The sequence below is a fragment of the Cupriavidus sp. FW305-F7 genome, assembly GCF_058782875.1.
The window spans coordinates 60,968-79,945 of sequence record NZ_JBYSYC010000027.1 but is presented as its reverse complement, the minus strand read 5'-3'; the positions used below and the strand labels follow the sequence as shown (position 1 = coordinate 79,945).

Here is an 18,978-nt window from a genome sequence, read left to right as displayed (position 1 = left end):
TTGCGGGAGAGGGGAGAAAACAAACAGGGTGCGCTTACGCCGCCAGCCTGAACGTCGACACTGCCTCTTTCAGCCGCTGTGCCTGCTCCTCCAGCGAGCCCGCTGCAGCGGCGGCCTCTTCCACCAGCGCCGCGTTCTGCTGCGTCACGGTATCCATTTGCGTCACCGCCTGGTTGACCTGCTCGATCCCCGCGCTCTGCTCGGCCGAGGCCGCGCTGATCTCGCCCATAATGTCGGTCACGCGCTTGACCGCGGCAACGATCTCCACCATGGTCTGGCCGGCCTGCGTCACCTGCATCGAACCCTTCTCGACGCGATCGACCGAATCCCCGATCAGCGCCTTGATTTCCTTGGCGGCAGAGGCGCTGCGCTGCGCGAGCGTGCGCACCTCGCCCGCGACCACGGCGAAGCCGCGGCCCTGTTCGCCGGCACGCGCCGCTTCCACCGCGGCATTGAGCGCCAGGATATTGGTCTGGAAAGCGATGCCTTCAATCACGGCGATGATGTCGACCACCTTCCTCGACGCGCCGTTGATCTCTTCCATGGTCTCGGCAACCTTGCCCGCCGCGTCGCCGCCCTTCTCGGCGATGTCCGAGGCATTGACCGCCAGCGTGCTGGCCTGTCGCGCGTTGTCCGCGTTCTGGCGCACGATGCTGGTCAGCTCTTCCATGCTGGCCGCGGTCTGCTGCAGCGACGAGGCCTGTTCTTCCGTGCGCTGCGACAGGTCGGTGTTGCCGGCCGCGATCTGGCTGGTGCCGGACACGATCGACTCCGTGCCCGCGCGCACCTGGCGCACGATGCGCAGGATATTGGCGTTCATGTCCGCCAGCGCCTGCAGCAGCTGTCCGGTTTCATCGCGGCTGTCGACGTCGATGCGGCTGGTCAGGTCGCCCGACGCCACGGTGCGCGCCACCGCCACGGCGCGATGCAGCGGCCGCGTGATGCCCGCCGTCAGCCATACCGAGAACGCGATGCCGATCGCCAGCACCACCACGCCCAGCCCGATCAGGCTATTGCGGGCGTTGACGTAGATGCCGTTGATATCGCGCGCGGTGGCGTCGATGCTGGCGCGCTGGATGTCGAGCAGCTTCTGGATCTCGCCCAGGTAGGCGTCGCCGGCGGGAACGAAGTCTTTCTCCAGCACCTGGTTGGCCTCTTCGGTCAGCCCCTCTTGCTTGAGTTTGGTGATCTTGTCGCGGCCGTTGTTGTACGGGTCGCGCACACTCAGGATCTTCTGGAATGCGGCCTTCTCCTCGGCCGAGCTGAGCATCGGCTGGAGCTTGTCGCGCAGCGCGGCGATGCCTTCGATCGACGCCTTGGTCTCGGCCGCGAAGAATGCCCCGAGCGACGGGTCGGCACTGCGCGCCACCGCCGTGGTGCGGCGCACGCTGGTGTGCATGAGGCGGTACCAGTCGCTGACCAGCCGCTCCTTGGTCAGCGGCTGCTGCATCATTGCGTGCGTGCGCTCAGCCACCTGTTGCAGGCGCATCATGCCGAATACCGTCATGAGCGCAGAAAGCAGCAATACCACCCCAAAGCCGATGCCGAGGCGGACCCCGATGCCTAGATTCTTCATGTCTTCTACCTGATTAGCACTGGTTACGGCGAAGTGCCGGTCCGCGCCTGGGACCGGCGCGGCGTTCTTCGCTCTCATCGTCCGCGGACGGGCCCGGTCGGGCCGACGCACTTGCGGGCTATGGATGCCAACGGCATGGGGTCCGGAATCTTTAGGGTCTTCCTCGATTGACGGCCAGAAGTGTGCGGATACCGGCTATAGTGGACAGGAATCCGGCCGAAGGGAGCATGCCAACCCCGCCGCCGGCCACCCTGCCAGTCCTTCCAGAAGGAGACCCAGCATGGCCACGCCTCCCAATCCCTTTGCAGACTTCACCAAGATGATGGAACAGTTCCGCCTGCCGGGCGTGGACATGAGCGCGGTAATCGAAGCGCGCCGCAAGGACATCGAGGCCCTGACCGAGGCCAACAAGCTGGCCTATGAGGGTATCCAGGCCGTCGTGCAGAAGCAGCAGGAGATCTTCGCCCAGACCATGCAGCAGCTGCAGGCGGCCGCTCAGCAGTACAGCACCGCGGGCAATCCTGCCGAGGCCATGGCCAAGCACAGTGAATTCGTGCAGCAGCAGCTGCACCAGGCATTGGAGAACATGCGCGCGCTGGCCGAAACCGCGCAGAAGGCGCAGGCCGAGGCGCTTGCGGTGATCAGCAAGCGCGCCGAGCAGAATGTGAAGGAGGCTGGCGAGTTGCTCAAGCCGAAAACCAAAGGCTAGCGCAGACCACCGCTAGCGCTGCTCGGGCGGGCTGGGGCAATCGCCCCGGCAAAGCGGGCGTGCGCCTCGAGGTCCGCCGGCCGATGCTTCACCCTGGTACTGGCCGGGTCGTTGCCGAGGTAGTTGCTTCCTGTGTGGAGGAACGATTGGGGACCTACGCTATCGTAGCCGCAAGCCGTGCCACCGCCGCGGCAGGCGACGACCCTGGCACTACCGCCGCGGGTCCCGGCTCCCTGAAGGCGGCCTCACCGCACCCATCCCCGCTCCATCAACGGCACATCCCACGGCGGCTCGCCCTGCAGGCTTTCCGCCAGGTAGTCCACCAGCACCCGCACCTTCAGCGCCTGCCGCTGCGTGGCCGGATACACGGCGGCGAACTCGAACGATGACAGCGAATAGTCGTGCAGCACCGGCACCAGCCGGCCGGCCAGCAGGTCTTCGCTGGCGACCAGCGTGGGCAGGCAGACCACGGCGGCGCCGCTGACGGCGTAGTCACGCAACAGGTGGACGGAGTTGGTGCGCATGCGCGGGGCCAGGTCGATCTCGACCGATTCGGCATCGCGCGAGAAGGTCCACTTGTTGCGGGTCGGGTAGGCGGAATACAGCGCCACCTTGCTGCAGATCAGGTCCGCCGGCCGCTCCGGCTTGCCCCAGCGTTCGATGAACGCCGGGGCCACGCAGAAGATGCGGCGCAGCGTGAACAAGCGCCGCGCGATCAGCGAATCGTTCTGGGGCGCAAAGATCTGGAAGGCCACGTCGAAGCCTTCTTCGATCGGGTCGATGACGCGGTCGTTGACGACGATGTCCAGCTCGATATCCGGATACTGCTGGCTGAAGCCGGCCAGGATGTCGGCGAAGTGCCGGATGGCAAACCCGGGCAGCACCTGGATGCGCAGGCGCCCGGCCGGGGTGGCGCGCAGGTCGCGCATCTGGTCGGTCAGGTCGGTCAGGTTGGCGACCACGTCGGCGCATTGACGATAGTAGGTCTCGCCCACTTCCGACAGGCGCACGTGCCGCGTGCTGCGATGGAACAGCGGCGCGTTGATGTACTTCTCGAGCTGCTGCACGCGGTGGCTGACCACGGAATTGGTCACGCCGAGCTGGCGCGCGGCCTCGGCAAAGCTAAGCGTGTCCGCGACCCTGACAAAGGCTTCGATACTTAGAAAACGGTCCATGGCAAACCCGGCGGCGAAGGGATCGATGTTGACACGCGGCAGTGCTACCATCTGGCGCTCGCCGGGCCGATGGGAGCGCCCGGCAACTTGCCGCGCTTGGTTGCACAACGTTGACGCGCGGCGCCATTCCAGCCGCGATCAGAAGGCAGTTCGACGGCAATCATAGCGAACGAGGGGCAGATCCGTCATGCAGATCCGTGCATTGCATCGCCGCCGGCTGGTGCTGGGCGGCGCCGCGGCCGTGCTGCTGGCCGGCCGCGCCGGCGCACAGGCGCGCAGCAACGGCTCGCTGGTGCTGGTCGTGCCGTTTGCGCCAGGCGGCGTGGTCGACAAGACCGCGCGCGAAGTCCATGCGGGCCTCGGACGGCGGCTCGGCCAGAACGTGGTGATCGAGAACCACGACGGCGCCGGCGGCACCATTGGCACCAGCATCGTGGCGCGCAGCAAGGCCGATGGCCACACCATCGGCCTGGTCTATGACTCGTATGCAACCGAGCCGCTGGCCTACCCGAACCTGCCTTACCGCGCCGGGCGCGATCTCACCGGCGTGTCTTACATGGTGCGCCCGCCGATGGCGCTGGTGGTGCCGGCCGCGTCGCCGTGGCGCACGCTGCAGGACTATGTACGGGCGTGCCGGCAGTCGCGCGAGGTGTCTTATGCCTCCGTGGGTGTCGGCAGTTCCAACCACCTGACCGCCGAATGGTTCCACCAGGCCGCCGGCACCCATGGCCTGCACGTGCCGTTCCGCGGCGGCGCCCCGGCACTGAAAGACCTGCTGGGCGGCCATGTCGACTCGATGTTTGCCAGCCTGCCGCTGGTGCTGGCGCAACTGCAGGCCGGCAAGCTGCGGGCGCTGGCGGTCAGCGCTTCTGCGCGCAATCCGCATCTGCCGACGGTGCCCACGCTGGCCGACACCTGGCCGGGCCTGGTCAGCTACTCCTGGGTCGGCATGATCGCGCCGGCCGGTACGCCGGCCGCGCAACTCGACCGCCGGGCCGCCGCAGTCAGCCAGACGCTGCGCGAAACGGCCGTAACGCAGCGCCTTTACGACAATGGCTTCGAAGTCGTGGCCAGCGGACGTGAAGCGATGAATGCGCTAGTCGCTTCCGAAGCGGCGCGCTGGGCGGAGCTGGCGCGGCAACGCACGCTGGCGCTGGGCTAGCGCAATGCCTAGTGCGCCTGCGGCTGGTCCCCGGCGTCCTGCGCTGCCGGGCGTGCCGCCGTCGGCGCCGCCGGTGCGCCGGTGATCTTCGGCACGCACTCGCCACGGAACCAGGCCACCGTGACCGGCTCGCCCGCCAGCAGGCGCTTGACGGGCGGCACCACTTGCTCGCCGATCAGCATGCCCAGCAAGCCGATCAGCGCCACCACCGGCGGCGCCGGCGAGCGCACCTGCAACAGTGCATAGATGATGCCGACCAGGATGCCGGCGGCCAGTGATACCAGATAGAGCTTCATTGCTTTTTCCCTGAAATGGTTGGTGGTGCCGCGCGGGCGTCAGCGCGCAAAGTGCGGCGCAATGCCGGCATCCACGTTGATCCACACCGAGCGCGACTCGGTGTAGCCGTGCATCGCCTCGAACCCCATGTCGCGCCCGTAGCCGGATTCGCCCACGCCGCCGAAGGGGCTGCCCGGATGGACGCGCTTGTAGCAGTTGACCCAGCACATGCCGCCGCGGATATCGCGTGCGAGGCGGTGCGCGCGGGCCAGGTCGCGCGTCCATAGCCCGTTGCCCAGCCCGTATTGCGTGGCGTTGGCGATGGCCAGCGCCTGCTCGTCGCTGGCAAAGCGCAGTACCGTGACGACCGGGCCGAAGACCTCTTCCTTGGCGATGCGGTCCTGCGGGCGCGCAGCGACCACGGTGGGATCGACATAGAAGCCCTGGCGCAGGCGGGGGTCGGCGGGCGCCTTGCCGCCGGCCAGCACGGTGCCGCCCTGGGCCCGTGCCATCTCCACAGACTCCAGCACGCGGTCGCGATGGGCGGCCGAGGTCAGCGGCCCCATCTCGGTGGCGGGGTCGGCCGGATCGCCCACGCGGATCGATTGCGCCAGCGCCACGAAGCGCGCGAGGAAGGCATCGGCGATGTCCTCATGCAGCAGCAGGCGTGAGCCGGCAATGCAGGCCTGGCCCTGGTTGTGGAAGCTGGCCCAGGCTGCGCCCGCCACGGCGGCATCCAGGTCGGCATCGGCGAAGACCATATTGGCGCCCTTGCCGCCCAGCTCAAGCTGGATGCGCTTGAGGTTGCCGCGCGAGGCCTCGACGATGCGCCGCCCGGTGGCGGTGGAGCCCGTGAAGGCGATCTTGTCCACGTCGGGATGGTTGGCCAGCCGCTGGCCGGCCACGTTGCCGAAGCCGGGCACGACGTTGATCACGCCCGGCGGGAAGCCAACGTCAGCCGCCAGCGCCGCCACGCGCAGCGCGGACAGCGGCGTCAGCTCCGACGGCTTGAGCACCACCGTGTTGCCCGCCGCCAGTGCCGGCCCCAGCTTCCAGCCGGTGAACATCAGCGGGAAGTTCCACGGCACGATCTGCCCCACCACGCCGACCGGGGCCCGTTGCACGTAGTTGAGAAAACCGGGTTCGACCGGCACCACAGTGCCTTCGATCTTGTCGGCCATGCCCGCGAAATAGCGGAAGCACGCCGCGGTGCGCGGCACGTCAAGGCCGCGCGCATCGCGGATGGGGTGGCCGGTGTCGGCGCTTTCAAGTTCGGCCAGCCCCGTGTCGGCGTCAATGGCGTCGGCCAGCCGCGCCAGCAGCCTGCCCCGTTCGCCGGCGGCGAGGCGCGACCATGCTGGAAAGGCGCGGCGCGCCGCGGCCACGGCGCGGTCGATATCGAGCTGCGCGCCCGCGGCCACGCGCGTGATCAGGCTGCCGTCGTGCGGATTGACGATGTCGAGGGTGTCCCCGTCGAGGGCATCGACGAAGCGGCCGTCGATAAACAGCTGGTTGTGCATGGGGGTCCTTGGGGACGGGGAATGCGTAGCACGGCGAAGGTGCCATGCGCCAGCGGCGCGAAGCTGCCGCCGGCGGGGGCGGCGGCGCCGGGGATCGGCGCGGGCTTGGCGGCCTGGCTCATGCCTGGCCCATGGCCGCGCGGCGTTGCCGCAGGTCTTCCCAGGCCACCAGGCAAAGGCCGCCGGCCAGCGCGATATGCTCGAAAAAAGCGTTGGCCTGCCCGAAGCGCGCATCCGGCGGCGCCTGCCAGAAGCAGTTGGCGACAAAAGTTGCCAGCACGGTGAACACGGCCAGCGCCAGCGCGCCCAGCCACCGCAGCCGCCCGCTCAGCATCAGCGCGGCCGCGCCCAGTTCCAGCACGATCACGGCCGCCGCCAGGAGTGCGGCCGGCGCCAGGCCGAAGTGCTGCATCTCGGCGATGGCGGCACCAAAGTCAGCCGCCTTGACCAGTCCACCCTGCAGGTAGGGCGCGGACAGTGCCAGCAGCGCCAGCCAGCGCAGCCAGGCCGAGGGCGTGGTCGCTGCGCCCGCCGCGGGGGGGAGGGGATGGGCAGTCATGGTCGGGTCTCCTCGCATCGGCAACGCAGCGGCATCAGAACGCCCAGCATGAGCAACCCAGCGCGCCCCAGAACGTACTCTCGTCCGAGGCGGGCACGCCGGCCGTCCAGGCCCTGGCATGCGCATGGCCGTGCACGCCGCACGAACTGGCACAGCCGCAGGCCGTGTTCAAGGCCAGCTTTTGGGCTTGCGGGCGCGGCTGGTACTGGCTGCCGTGGCGGGCGGGCGACCAGTCCGGCATCGCGGGTGGGATCTGTGGCGAATGCTTGCCGAATTCCCTGTCTCCATAGACGATCTTGCCGCCGAGCACGGTCAGCACCGACGTGATGTCCTGGATGTCGTCGCCCGGCACCGCGAAGTAGTCGGCGGACAACACGGCCAGGTCGGCCAGCTGGCCCGCCTTGATCTGCCCCTTCTTGCCGGTTTCGGACGAGAACCACGTGTTGGCCTCGGTCCACAGGCGCAGCGCCGTTTCGCGATCGAGCAGGTTGGCCTGTGGATACATCGACATGCCGCCCACGGTCTTGCCCGTGGTCAGCCAGTACAGCGAGACCCACGGGTTGTACGAGGCTACGCGCGTGGCATCGGTGCCGGCGCCGACCTTCACGCCCTTCTCCAGCATCTTCTTGATCGGCGGCGTGGCTTCAGCGGCCTTGGCACCGTAGCGCTCGACAAAGTACTCGCCTTGGTAGGCCATGCGGTGCTGCACGGCGATGCCGCCGCCAAGCGCCGCGATGCGGTCGATGTTGCGGTCGGAGATGGTCTCGGCGTGATCGAAGAACCAGTTCAGGCCGTTGAACGGGATGTCCTTGGCGACCTTTTCATAGACGTCGAGCGCGCGCGTGATGGTCTGGTCATAGGTCGCATGCAGGCGCCACGGCCAGCGCTTTTCGGCCAGCAGGCGAATCACTGGCTCCAGGTCGGCTTCCATCGACGGCGCCATGTCGGGGCGCTCGACACGGAAGTCCTCGAAGTCGGCCGCGGTGTACACCAGCATTTCGCCGGCGCCATTGTGGCGATAGAGGTCATCGCCCTGGCCTGGCTTCACGGTCGACGTCCAGGTCTTGAAATCGCTCAGCTCTTCCTTGGGCTTCTGCGTGAACAGGTTGTAGGCCAGGCGCACCGTGAGCTGACCTTCCTTGTGCAGTTCCTCGATGATGCTGTAGTCCTCGGGATAGTTCTGGTAGCCGCCGCCCGCATCGATCACGCCGGTCACGCCCAGGCGGTTCACCTCGCGCATGAAGTGGCACGTCGAGTTCTTCTGGTACTCGGGCGGTAGCTTCGGGCCTTTGGCCAGCGTGGCGTAGAGGATGGTCGCATTGGGCTTGGCCAGCAGCAGCCCGGTGGGATTGCCGCGTGCATCGCGCACGATCTCGCCACCCGGAGGGTTCGGCGTGTCCTTGTTGTAGCCCACTGCGCGCAGCGCGGCGCCGTTCAGAATGGCGCGGTCATAGAGGTGCAGGATGAATACCGGGGTATCGGGCGCCACGGCATTCAGTTCGTCGATGGTGGGCAGCCGCTTCTCGGCGAACTGGTGCTCGGTGAAGCCGCCCACCACCCGCACCCATTGCGGCGCTGGCGTGCGCGCGACCTGGTCCTTCAGCATGCGCATGGCATCGGCGAGCGAGCGCACGCCGTCCCAGCGCAATTCCATGTTGTAGTTCAGGCCACCGCGGATGATATGCATATGGCTGTCGATCAGCCCGGGAATGGCCCGCCGGCCATTCAGGTCGACCACCTTGGTCTGCGCGCCGGCCAGCTTCATGATGTCCTGGCGCGTGCCGACGGCGACGAAGCGTCCGTCACGGATCGCGACGGCGTCCGCCTGCGGCTTGGACTTGTCGAGCGTAGTGAACTTGCCATTGACGAGGATGAGGCTGGGTTGACTGCCAGGCGACATGGCGAAGGTCTCCGAAAAAGGCGCCGCGCCGAGCGCGGCGGCCGAAGCGATAAATTGCCGGCGGGTGACTGACATCTGGCTCAGGCCTTCAGGAAGGCCAGCAGGTCGGCGTTGACCTGGTCGGCATTGACCACGCACATGCCGTGCGAAGCGCCCGGATACACCTTGAGGGTCGCGCCCTTGACCAGTTCCGCCGACCGCTTCGCCGAAGCGTCGATGGGCACGATCTGGTCGTCATCGCCATGCAGGATCAGCGTGGGCACGTCGAACTTCTTCAGGTCCTCGGTGTAGTCGACTTCCGAGAATTCCCTGATACATGCGTACTGGCCCACGATGCCGCCGGCCATGCCCTGCGCCCAGAAGGCGTCGATGGTGCCTTGCGAGACCTTGGCGCCGGGGCGGTTGAAGCCGAAGAACGGCGTCGCCAGGTCCTGGTAGAACTGCGAGCGGTTGTCGGCCACGCCCTTGCGGATGCCGTCGAACACATCGATCGGCAGCCCGCCGGGGTTGGCCGCGGTCTTGAGCATGATCGGCGGCACCGCGCCGATCAGCACGGCCCTGGCGACACGGCCGGTGCCATGGCGGCCGATGTAGTGCGCCACCTCGCCGCCACCGGTGGAATGGCCCACCAGCGTGGCATCGCGCAGGTCCAGCGCGTCCAGCAGCGCCGCCAGGTCATCGGCATAGGTGTCCATGTCGTTGCCCTGCGCCGGCTGGTCCGAGCGGCCATGGCCGCGGCGGTCATGGGCGATCACCCGGAACCCCTGCCGCACCAGGAACAGCATCTGCGCATCCCACGCATCGGCATTGAGGGGCCAGCCGTGCGAGAAGACCACGGGCTGGCCACTGCCCCAGTCCTTGTAGAAGATCTGCGTGCCGTCCTGCGTCGTGATGATGCTCATGATGGGGCTCCTGGATGCAATCAAGGGATCGGGTGAACTTGCGGCGGGTTCAGTGCCGGCTCAGCGGGCAGGCACGGCGGCCAGTGCCTCATGCGGCGTGGCGGTGCGCTGCGCAGCCTTGTGGACCATGGTGTAGGCGTAGTCCACTCCCATACCGTAGGCGCCCGAGTGCTCCTTGACCAGTTTCATCACCGCGTCGTACGTGTCGCGGTGGGCCCAGTCGCGCTGCCATTCCAGCAGCACCTGCTGCCAGGTCACTGGCACCACGCCCGCCTGGACCATGCGCTGCATGGCGTAGTCGTGGGCTTCCTTCGAGGTGCCGCCGGAGGCATCGGCCACCATGTAGATCTCATAGTTGCCTTCGAGCATCGCGCACAGCGCGAAGGTGGTGTTGCAGACCTCGGTCCACAGGCCGGCCACGACCACCTTGTTGCGGCCGTTGGCCTTGAGCGCATCGCGCACCTTCTGGTCGTCCCACGAGTTCATCGAGGTGCGCTCCAGCGTCTTCTGGTCCGGGAACACGTCGAGCAGTTCCGGATAGGTGAAGCCCGAGAACGACTCGCTCTCGACGGTGGTGATCGTCGTCGGGATATTGAAGATCTTTGCCGCCTTGGCCAGGCCGACGACGTTGTTCTTCATCGCCTGGCGGTCCATCGACTGGACGCCGAACGCCATCTGCGGTTGGTGGTCGATGAAGATCAGCTGGCTGTTTTGCGGGGTCAGGACTTCGAGCTTGGGGTTCGTCATGATGATCTCCGGTCAGGGGGCGTTAGGTAGGCTGGCTTGCAAGTTAGTAATTGCTACCGCTGCATTCATTCACCAGTGGCGTTCGCTTGGTGTGTGTGCATAGTAGGCAAGGCGCCATACACTGACTACGGGCCAAACTCCGAGGACAGTGTTCGCGGTTTGCGAATAATCGGGAGATGCAGCCGGGCGGCAGGCCGTGGCGGCGGATGACGGCATGGGGGGCGCTGCCCGGCGCTGCGGGATGGATACTGCCTGGGGGAATCGGGGGGAGATGCGCCAGACGGGTGCGTGCCTGCACCCGCCCGGCAGCGGCCGGCATTGCGCCGGCCGGAACTTCAGGTCAGATCACGCCTTGCGCCAGCATGGCGTCGGCCACCTTGACGAAGCCGGCGATGTTCGCGCCTTCCACGTAGTTGATATAGCCACCCGCCTTCTGGCCGTGGTGGATGCAGTTCTGGTGGATGTCCTTCATGATCGCGTGCAGCTTCTCGTCGACCTCGGCATGGTGCCAGGACAGGCGCATGGCGTTCTGCGACATTTCAAGTCCGGAAGTGGCAACGCCGCCGGCATTGCTGGCCTTGCCCGGGGCGTAGAGGATCTTCGCGTCGACAAAGCGGTCCACGGCTTCCAGCGTCGACGGCATGTTGGCGCCTTCGGCCACGCAGATCACGCCATTGCCGAGCAGGGTCTCGGCGTCGTTGCCGTCCAGCTCGTTCTGGGTGGCGCACGGCAGCGCCACGTCGGCGGGCACGTGCCACGGGGTGCGGCCGGCTTCGAAGGTCATGCCGTGGCGGGCGGCAAAGTCGGACAGGCGGCCGCGCTCTTCATTCTTGAAGGCCATCACTTCGGCCAGCTGCCCGGTGGTCATGCCTTGCGGGTAGTGCAGCACGCCGCCGGAATCGGACAGCGTCAGCACCGTGGCGCCGAGCTCGATCGCCTTCTCTGCTGCGTACTGGGCCACGTTGCCCGAGCCGGAGATCAGCACGCGCAGGCCGTCGAAGGCGCGCCCGCGACGGTGCAGCATCTCCTGCGCAAAGTAGACCGTGCCGTAGCCGGTCGCTTCCGGGCGCATCAGGCTGCCGCCGTAGGCCAGGCCCTTGCCGGTAAAGACACAGGCGGACTGGTTCGACAGCTTCTTCATCATGCCGGCCATAAAGCCGACTTCACGTGCGCCCACGCCGATGTCGCCGGCCGGGATGTCGGTATCCGGGCCCAGGTGGCGGAACAACTCGGTCACCAGCGCCTGGCAGAAGCGCATCACTTCGGCGTCGGACTTGCCCTTGGGATCAAAGTCCGAGCCGCCCTTGCCGCCGCCCATGGGCAGCGTGGTCAGCGCGTTCTTGAAGGTCTGCTCGAAGCCCAGGAACTTCAACACCGACAGGTTCACGGTCGGGTGGAAGCGCATGCCGCCTTTGAACGGGCCGATGGCCGAGCTGTGCTGCACGCGGAAGGCGCGGTTGACCTGCACGCGGTTCTGGTCGTCGGTCCAGGCCACGCGGAACTGGATCACGCGCTCAGGCTCCACCAGCCGCTCAAGCAGGGCCTGGTCGGCGTAGCGCGGATTGCGCTCGACAAAGGGCCAGAGCGTCATCATCACTTCCTTCACGGCCTGGAGGAATTCAGGTTGATTGGGGTCGCGGCGGGCAACCCCCGCCAGGAATGCGTCAAGGGAGGGAGAATTCACGGATGTCTCTGCTGTGCTGGAGTGGCTGGATCCGGCAGCCTTGCCGGCTTGGTACCGGTCTGTGGTGCCGTCTGGCGTTGCGCCGATGGAAGGTGGGTGGCCTCCGGTTGTCAGACATTCACGGCGGGCCGTGAATGTCTGACAACGCAGCACTTTAGCACCAGCGTGGGGCACACAACAGTCAAAACACCTGTGACAGCGGCGTGAAAGCCGCATTTTTGTGCGTGAGGCGGGGATTTCCGTGCGATCAGCGGACAGCCCTAAAGCCATTCTTAATTCTGCTCTCAGAAATAATCAGGGCAATAAAGCACAAAGGTGGTATTTCTGCACGCATGGCATTAGTCGCTGCTCCCTACACTCGTCTTGCCGGACGGCAACACCGAACCAGGGGATAGATGAACCAGACAACGACCGCACTACAAGGCGGGAAAGAGGCATTTGCTACTCGCGTAGGCCGCGTGCAGAGCTCTGCAGTACGGGACCTGCTGAAGTACAGCAAGGCACCAGGCGTCATCTCGCTTGCCGGTGGCATCCCCGCACCGGATCTGTTCGATTCCGCAGGTCTTCGCGAAGCGCTGGCTGCAGTGCTTGACGGCGGCGATACCGCTGCGTTCCAGTACGGACTGACCGAAGGCGAGCCGGCGCTGCGCGATCAGATCGCGCAATTGCTCCGGCTGCGCGGCATCGTAGCGGATCCGACCAGCATCCTGGTCACGTCGGGTTCACAACAGGGCCTGGATCTGGCCGCGCGCGCTTTGCTCAACCCCGGTGACACGGTGCTCGTGGAACGGCCGTCCTACCTCGCAGCGCTGCAGACCTTCGGCCTCGCCGAGGCCAGTATTATCTCCGTGCCATCCGACGAAGCAGGCATCGATGTGGACTGGATCGAGTCCTACGCTTCGCGTCATCCGGTCAGGGCTATCTACGTCGTCCCGAACTTTGGCAACCCGAGCGGTCGCACGCTCTCCCTGACGCGACGCCGGCAGCTCGTCGACCTTGCCGGTCGCGCCGGCACCTACATCATCGAGGACGATCCCTATGGAGAGCTGCGCCTCTGCGGCAACCCAGTAGCCAGCATCCTGGCGCTCGCCACCGGCAGTGCCGCGCAGTCCCGCGTCCTCTACTTGTCGTCGTTCTCCACACGGCGCGCTGATCGGTGAGACGTATGCACGCCTGGTAGCGGCGCATATCGTGACCTGCTACGGCAAAGGGCCTCGCGGTGGCGGCCGAATGCCGGCGTTGACTGCCGTGCGCATGAAATGGCTGGATGAGTACATAGAAACGCACCTCACGCATCGGATCACGCTGGGGACCGTTGGCGCGGCAGGCGGGTCTCAGCCCCTACTATTTCACTCGCGTGTTCAAGGACGCCACTGGCCTGCCGCCCTCTCGATACGTCCTGCATAAGCGCATCGAATTTGCCTGCGCCGCCTTGCGCCGCGACGAGCTTTCGATTGAAAGTGTGGCGCTGGCCTGCGGCTTCAGCGACAGCGCGCAGTTCTCCAAGCAGTTCAGGAAGGTTGGCACACCGGCAAAGCGTGTAACGCCGAGCTCGTCGGCGACTTCGCGCAGCGTGCAGTCATCCAGCGTCATGAGGCACAGGCTGCCGAGCGGACGCACATAGCGCACGCTGTGGCCGCATCCGTTTGGCACATAAGCGGTGGAGCCGCGACGCTGCACTTCAGTCCTTTGCCCAGGCGCCGGACAACTTCGTGCTCAACGCCTTCGAGGCGCTCGACCGGGAACTGCGCAACGGCAATCCCCTGTGGGCGCGCTTCGCGCCGCAGGTGGATGCCGCGCAGGTGCTGCCGGCCGCGATCAAGGCCGGCGTGACCTTTGTGCCAGGCGCGGCATTCTTTGCCGATAACCCCGAACACAATACGCTGCGCCTGTCCTACTCGACCGTCGACGCCACATCCGCCGAAATGGGCGCCGCGCGGCTGGCCCAGGCGCTGCGCGCCAGCTGCAACGGCGTTCTGCCTTCGGCTACCGATGTACTGTTCCAGACCGGCGAGCACGCCATTGACGGGCACTACCTGATGGTCAAGCTCAATCCGCTCTCGATCGCGGAGCGCCGCATCGACGGCAGGCTACGTACAGATCTGCGGCGTACCGCCATCTGTCTATCGCATGGCGTGCAGGCGAGAGGAAATCGCGGGAATTGCATGAAACATGAGAAGCCCAACTCGCCTTCGCACAAGCGGTGAGGCGTGGATATCTCCAGAGCGCCAAGGCACCTGCGGCTCAAGCAATCAGCAGCTTCGTCCCGCGCTCCTTCAGCGCCGCCGCCAGTTCCGGCTCCGGCGCCATATCCGTAATCAGCCAGGCAGCCAGGTCGAAATGCTTGATGGTCACGCCGGTATTGCGCCCGAACTTGGTATGGTCAGCCACCACGCAGGCCACGTCGGCGGCCAGCAGCATGCGGCTGCGCAGCTCCGCCGCGGCGCGGGAGAAGTCGCAGATCTCGCCGCGCGGCGTGACGCCGCCGATGCCGACAAAGGCAAAGTCGGTGTGGTAGCGCGACAGCTGTTCGATGGTGTCCCAGCCGTGCGTGGCGTCTTCGTTGTCCTGCAGCTCCCCGCCCAGCACGATCACCCGGTTGCCGTTGCGCCGGCCCAGCAGCTGGGCGATGGCAAGGTCGTTGGTGTAGACCAGCAGGTTGTGGTGGCCATGCAGCGCCTGCGCCACCGCGTGGGTGGTGGTGCCGTAGTCGAGGATCAGGGAGGCGCCGTCGCGCACCAGCTCCGCCGCACGCACGCCAATAGCGCGCTTGCCTTCGGCATTGACCGCGGCGCGGGTCTGGGTATCGGGCTCGGTGCGGTCCGAGGCCAGCGCGCCGCCGTGGGTCAGCACCAGCAGGCCGCGCGCGGCCAGCGCGTTGAGGTCGCGCCGAATGGTCTCGCGCGAGACGTCGAGCTCGGTCACCAGTTCGCTGATGGCCAGCGCGCCGGTGGCGGACAGCTGGTCGAGGATGTATTTCTGCCGTTGTTCGGCGAGCACGGTGACTCCGGATTGGGGCGCGATGGGCGGGAAAGTACCTGTTGGGCGCCGATTCTAGCGCAATGCAGGCAAAAGCCGGCGCAGTGGCCGGCTTGCCAGGGATGCGCCGCCTTCCCTCACCCCCACGGCAACGTAATCGTCTTCAGGTTGGTAAAGCTCTTTGCCGCCTCCTGCACGCCTTCCTTGTAGCCCAGCCCCGAATCCTTGATCCCCCCGAACGGCGTCAGTTCAATACGGTAGCCGGGCACCTCCCACAGGTTGACCGTACCCACATGCAGAGAATTGGCGATCCTGGTGAAATCCTCGATGCGGTTGGTACAGACGCCAGAGGACAGCCCGAACGCGGTGCCGTTGGAAATCCGGATGGCATCGCCCACGTCGCGGAAGGTGATGATCGGCGAAACCGGCCCGAAGGTTTCCTCGCGCACCACGGTCATCGACGGGTCCACGCGGTCCAGCACCGTCGGCGAATAGCTGGCGCCGTTGCGCTGGTTGCCCACCAGCAGCCGCGCGCCCTGCGCCACTGCCTCATTGACGCGGGCCTCGAACAGCTGCGCGGCCTGCTCGTCGATCACGGTGCCCATGTCGACGCCGCGGTCCATCGGGTCGCCGTATTTCCACGCGCGGGTCTTCTCCACCACCAGTTCGGTAAAGCGCGCGGCCACGGCTTCATGCACCAGCATGCGCTTGACCGCAGTGCAGCGCTGGCCGGAGTTCTTGTACGAGCCCTGCACCGCCAGGTCCGAGGCGCGGTCCAGGTCGGCGTCGTCCAGCACGATCAGCGGGTCGTTGCCGCCCAGTTCCAGCACCACGCGCTTGTAGCCGGCCTTGCTGGCAATGTACTTGCCGATCGCCACGCCGCCGGTAAAGGTCACCAGGTCCACGGCGGGGTGCGTGATCAGCTCGTCGGCGATCTCGCGCGGGTCGCCGGTGATCACCTGCAGCATCTGCGGCGGCAGGCCGGCTTCATACAGCAGGTCGGCCAGGTAGAACGCCGACAATGGCACCTTTTCCGACGGCTTGAGCACCATGCGGTTGTTGGTGGCGATCGACGGCGCCACCTTGTGCGCCACCTGGTTCATCGGGTGGTTGAACGGCGTGATGGCACAGATCACGCCCAGCAGCGGCTCGCGCTGGGTCATCACGCGGCGCTTCTTGCCGTGCGGAGTCAGGTCGCACGAGAACAACTGGCCATCGTCGCGCAGCGCCTCGGTGGCGGCAAAGCCCAGTACGTCGGCGACACGGCCGATCTCATACAGCGAATCCTTCTTGGACAGGCCGGATTCCAGCGTGATCAGGTCCGACGCTTCCTCAGTGCGCTCGCGCAGCAGCGCGGCGGCGCGGTTCAGGATGGCGGCGCGCTCATAGCGGGTCAGCGTGGAGCGGTAGGCCTGGACCACTTCGAAGGCACGGCGCACATCGTCCAGCGTGGCCTTGGGCACGGTACCGACCAGCGTGCCGTCATACGGATTGCGCACTTCGATCACGCGCTCGCGCACGATCTTCTGGCCGTCGATGCGCAGGGCCTCGGCGCGGAAATGGGGGTTGACGGCACCAGCGGGGAATTGGGGGGCGTTCATGTGTCTCCTCCGGTCAATACAGTTCGGTACGGCTCAATGCACTCAGTGCAGATGGTTCAGCGCGACATCGAAGATGTCGAAGTTGCGCAGCAGGGCCTTGCCGGGAATGCCGGCCGTGGCACGGTTGAATACCAGCGGCACGGTCTGCTCCGACACGCCGCCGTGCGAGCGCAGCGGCGCGTCCAGCCCGGAAAGGTCGTGGCGGCTGCGGCTGGTGCCCAGCACCACATGCTTGTCGCTGGTCACCACCAGGTCGCCGACGCGGTCAGGCGGCAGCTCGAAGCGCGCGCAGGCCTCGGCATTGGTCAGCACGCTTTCCACGCCCTGCAGGTCGGACAGCCGGGCCTGGATCGCGGCCGGGTCCGCATCGTCGGGCAGATAGATGGTGGCGTAGGACCCGAGCGCGCCGTGGTGGACCACGTAGGGATCGGTGATCGGCAGGATCACGCGCGCGCCGCCGTCTTCCACGCCGCGGCCCAGCCATGCGTCCAGCTGGTCCTGCAGGTAGATCACGTTGGGCGCCTTGGTGGCGTCGTCGTGCTTGGCGTTCATGCCGTGGTCGGCGGTCAGCGCGACCACGCAGCCCTGCGCGTCCAGTTGCGCCAGGTATTTGTCCATCATGGCGTAGAAGGCGTTGGCACCGTCCGAGCCGGGTGCGAACTTGTGCTGGATATAGTCGGTGGTGGACAGGTACATCAGGTCCGGGCGGCGCGTTTCCATCAGGCGCACGCCGGCGGCGAAGACGAACTCCGACAACTCCGCGCTGTACACGTCAGGCACCGGCATGCCGACCAGTTCGACCACGCCGTCGATGCCGTTCTCTTCCACCGTGGCCTGGTCGGCCTTCTCCGACGAGAAGCAGATGCCCTGCATGCCGTGGCCCAGCAAGCGGCGCAGCTTGTCCTTGGCGGTCACCACGGCGACGCTGGCCCCGGCGTCGGCAAACGCGGCCAGGATGGTGCCGGCGCGCAGGTACTTGGGGTCGTTCATCATCACTTCCTCGCCGCGCCCGCCGTTGGCGCTGCGGTCAAAGAAGTAGTTGCCGCAGATGCCGTGCACCGCGGGCGGCGCGCCGCAGACGATGGACAGGTTGTTGGGGTTGGTGAAGGTGGGCACCACGCAGGCGCCGCGGAAGGCGGAGCCGGCTTCCAGCAGCTGCTTCAGGTAGGGCGCGCGGCCGCTGGCGGCGGCGGCTTCCAGGTAGTCGAACTCGCAGCCGTCGACGCAGACCACCACGACGGGCTGCTGCATCCAACGATAGGTACGCTGGTTGACGGTAATGGTGCGGGCATTGGTGTCAGGCATGTTGGGGTTCCTGTGCGTGGGCGCGATCGGGGTCGGTACTTTCCGTGGATGCGGTCGGATTCAGGCGGCAGCGCCTTTGTCGGCGCTGGCCGGGTCCACCGCGGCATGCATGCGGGCGCGGCCACGCTCGACGTGCTCGCGCATCAGGCGCGCGGCCAGTTCGCCGTCACGCGCGGCAATCGCCGAGACGATGGCGCGGTGCTCGCGGGTGGAGTCGGGCATGGCGGCGTGGCTGCCGGACAGCGCTTCGCGCCGGAACAGCGTCAGCTCCTTGACCAGGCGCCGGTAGGTATCCAGCAGCTTGCGGTTGCCGGCCAGTTCCACCATCCGGTCGTGGAACGCCAGGTTCAACCGCGTGTACTCATCGACATCGCGCGCCTGGCTGGCGGCGCCCAGTGATTCCACCAGCGCGCGCAGTTCGCGCAGGCTCTCGGGCGTGATGCGGGCGGCCAGCTGCCGGCCGATGAACTCATCCAGCACGGCGCGCAGCTCATAGATCTCATCGGCTTCTTCCACCGAGATGGCGCGCACGAACACGCCGCGGTTCTTCTCGGTGCGCAGCAGGCCGGCCTGCTCCAGCGCCCGGAAGGCTTCCCGCACCGGTCCGCGCGACACATTGAGCTGCCCTGCCACCTCGATCTCATTGAGCTTGGCGCCGGGGGGCAGGTCGCCCGACATGATCCGCAGTTCCAGTTCGCGCTGCACCAAGGTAGCCAGGGACTGGCTCTGCAGGATGGTGATTTCGCTTGCCAGCGGTGCTTGGCGTGACATGAAAACTCCCGTTTGTGACGGATTGCGCGATATCGAAAATCCTTATTGCCATTAAAGCAAGCGGTTTGTATATTGTCAACAATCAAGACATCGGTGTAGCGCAGTTGGTGTC

Annotated in this window: 18 protein-coding genes; 5 read left to right on the top strand and 13 right to left on the bottom strand. The window is 66.6% G+C overall.

Features of this window, described 5'->3' with window-relative positions; translation table 11 throughout:
* Window positions 1–34 precede the first annotated feature (34 nt).
* Window positions 35–1,576, bottom strand: coding sequence for a methyl-accepting chemotaxis protein (locus tag AC3WL8_RS23760; RefSeq protein WP_013953533.1), 1,542 nt, complete (start codon window positions 1,574–1,576; stop codon window positions 35–37).
* Between the two features lie 280 nt (window positions 1,577–1,856).
* Between AC3WL8_RS23760 and AC3WL8_RS23755 the strand changes: the two genes are divergently transcribed.
* A complete protein-coding gene (locus AC3WL8_RS23755; RefSeq protein ID WP_013953534.1) occupies window positions 1,857–2,285 on the top strand; it encodes a phasin family protein in 429 nt (142 codons plus the stop codon).
* Window positions 2,286–2,530: 245 nt separating this feature from the next.
* On the opposite strand, the gene AC3WL8_RS23750 is transcribed toward AC3WL8_RS23755, so the two are convergent.
* A complete protein-coding gene (locus AC3WL8_RS23750) occupies window positions 2,531–3,460 on the bottom strand; it encodes a LysR family transcriptional regulator (protein ID WP_041228923.1) in 930 nt (309 codons plus the stop codon).
* A 187-nt stretch (window positions 3,461–3,647) separates the two neighbouring features.
* On the opposite strand from AC3WL8_RS23750, the gene AC3WL8_RS23745 reads away from it, so the two are divergent.
* Window positions 3,648–4,622, top strand: coding sequence for a tripartite tricarboxylate transporter substrate-binding protein (locus AC3WL8_RS23745; protein WP_492378917.1), 975 nt, complete (start codon window positions 3,648–3,650; stop codon window positions 4,620–4,622).
* An 8-nt stretch (window positions 4,623–4,630) separates the two neighbouring features.
* Here the strand turns inward: AC3WL8_RS23745 and AC3WL8_RS23740 are convergent, their stop codons facing one another.
* From AC3WL8_RS23740 to gdhA, 7 genes are all read right to left on the bottom strand, one after another.
* Window positions 4,631–4,918, bottom strand: coding sequence for a XapX domain-containing protein (locus AC3WL8_RS23740; RefSeq protein WP_013953538.1), 288 nt, complete (start codon window positions 4,916–4,918; stop codon window positions 4,631–4,633).
* A 39-nt stretch (window positions 4,919–4,957) separates the two neighbouring features.
* Window positions 4,958–6,418: an aldehyde dehydrogenase family protein gene (locus AC3WL8_RS23735; RefSeq protein ID WP_013953539.1), complete on the bottom strand. Its 1,461-nt coding sequence runs from the start codon at window positions 6,416–6,418 to the stop codon at window positions 4,958–4,960.
* A gap of 118 nt (window positions 6,419–6,536) precedes the next feature.
* Window positions 6,537–6,977 carry a DoxX family protein gene (locus AC3WL8_RS23730; protein ID WP_013953540.1) on the bottom strand — a complete coding sequence of 147 codons (441 nt, stop codon included), beginning with the start codon at window positions 6,975–6,977 and terminating at the stop codon, window positions 6,537–6,539.
* Between the two features lie 34 nt (window positions 6,978–7,011).
* Window positions 7,012–8,877, bottom strand: a complete 1,866-nt coding sequence (locus AC3WL8_RS23725) for an amidohydrolase (RefSeq protein ID WP_202947899.1) — start codon at window positions 8,875–8,877, stop codon at window positions 7,012–7,014.
* An 80-nt stretch (window positions 8,878–8,957) separates the two neighbouring features.
* Entirely contained in the window at window positions 8,958–9,779 is an 822-nt protein-coding gene (locus tag AC3WL8_RS23720; protein WP_211981900.1) for an alpha/beta fold hydrolase, read from the bottom strand.
* Between the two features lie 60 nt (window positions 9,780–9,839).
* Window positions 9,840–10,526, bottom strand: a complete 687-nt coding sequence (locus tag AC3WL8_RS23715) for a hydrolase (RefSeq protein ID WP_013953543.1) — start codon at window positions 10,524–10,526, stop codon at window positions 9,840–9,842.
* 340 nt (window positions 10,527–10,866) lie between these two features.
* A complete protein-coding gene (gdhA, locus tag AC3WL8_RS23710) occupies window positions 10,867–12,210 on the bottom strand; it encodes an NADP-specific glutamate dehydrogenase (protein ID WP_041228692.1) in 1,344 nt (447 codons plus the stop codon).
* Between the two features lie 395 nt (window positions 12,211–12,605).
* Between gdhA and AC3WL8_RS23705 the strand changes: the two genes are divergently transcribed.
* From AC3WL8_RS23705 to AC3WL8_RS23695, 3 genes are all read left to right on the top strand, one after another.
* Window positions 12,606–13,370 carry an aminotransferase-like domain-containing protein gene (locus AC3WL8_RS23705; protein WP_492378916.1) on the top strand — a complete coding sequence of 255 codons (765 nt, stop codon included), beginning with the start codon at window positions 12,606–12,608 and terminating at the stop codon, window positions 13,368–13,370.
* A gap of 197 nt (window positions 13,371–13,567) precedes the next feature.
* Window positions 13,568–13,834, top strand: a complete 267-nt coding sequence (locus AC3WL8_RS23700; protein WP_371827406.1) for a helix-turn-helix domain-containing protein — start codon at window positions 13,568–13,570, stop codon at window positions 13,832–13,834.
* Window positions 13,835–13,922: 88 nt separating this feature from the next.
* A complete protein-coding gene (locus AC3WL8_RS23695) occupies window positions 13,923–14,417 on the top strand; it encodes a hypothetical protein (protein WP_193351075.1) in 495 nt (164 codons plus the stop codon).
* Window positions 14,418–14,454: 37 nt separating this feature from the next.
* Here AC3WL8_RS23695 and AC3WL8_RS23690 read toward each other — a convergent pair whose 3' ends face one another.
* The 4 genes from AC3WL8_RS23690 to AC3WL8_RS23675 all read right to left on the bottom strand — a co-directional run bounded on the left by AC3WL8_RS23690 (window position 14,455) and on the right by AC3WL8_RS23675 (window position 18,866).
* Complete coding sequence (locus AC3WL8_RS23690; RefSeq protein ID WP_013953548.1) at window positions 14,455–15,210, bottom strand: DeoR/GlpR family DNA-binding transcription regulator; 756 nt, start codon at window positions 15,208–15,210, stop codon at window positions 14,455–14,457.
* 116 nt (window positions 15,211–15,326) lie between these two features.
* The gene (phnY, locus tag AC3WL8_RS23685; RefSeq protein WP_013953549.1) at window positions 15,327–16,790 is read right to left on the bottom strand and encodes a phosphonoacetaldehyde dehydrogenase; all 1,464 of its coding nucleotides are present in this window, start codon (window positions 16,788–16,790) and stop codon (window positions 15,327–15,329) included.
* A 42-nt stretch (window positions 16,791–16,832) separates the two neighbouring features.
* Entirely contained in the window at window positions 16,833–18,095 is a 1,263-nt protein-coding gene (gene phnA, locus AC3WL8_RS23680; protein ID WP_013953550.1) for a phosphonoacetate hydrolase, read from the bottom strand.
* 60 nt (window positions 18,096–18,155) lie between these two features.
* On the bottom strand, window positions 18,156–18,866 hold the full coding sequence (locus AC3WL8_RS23675; protein WP_013953551.1) for a phosphonate utilization associated transcriptional regulator: 711 nt from the start codon (window positions 18,864–18,866) through the stop codon (window positions 18,156–18,158).
* Between the last annotated feature and the right edge of the window lie 112 nt (window positions 18,867–18,978).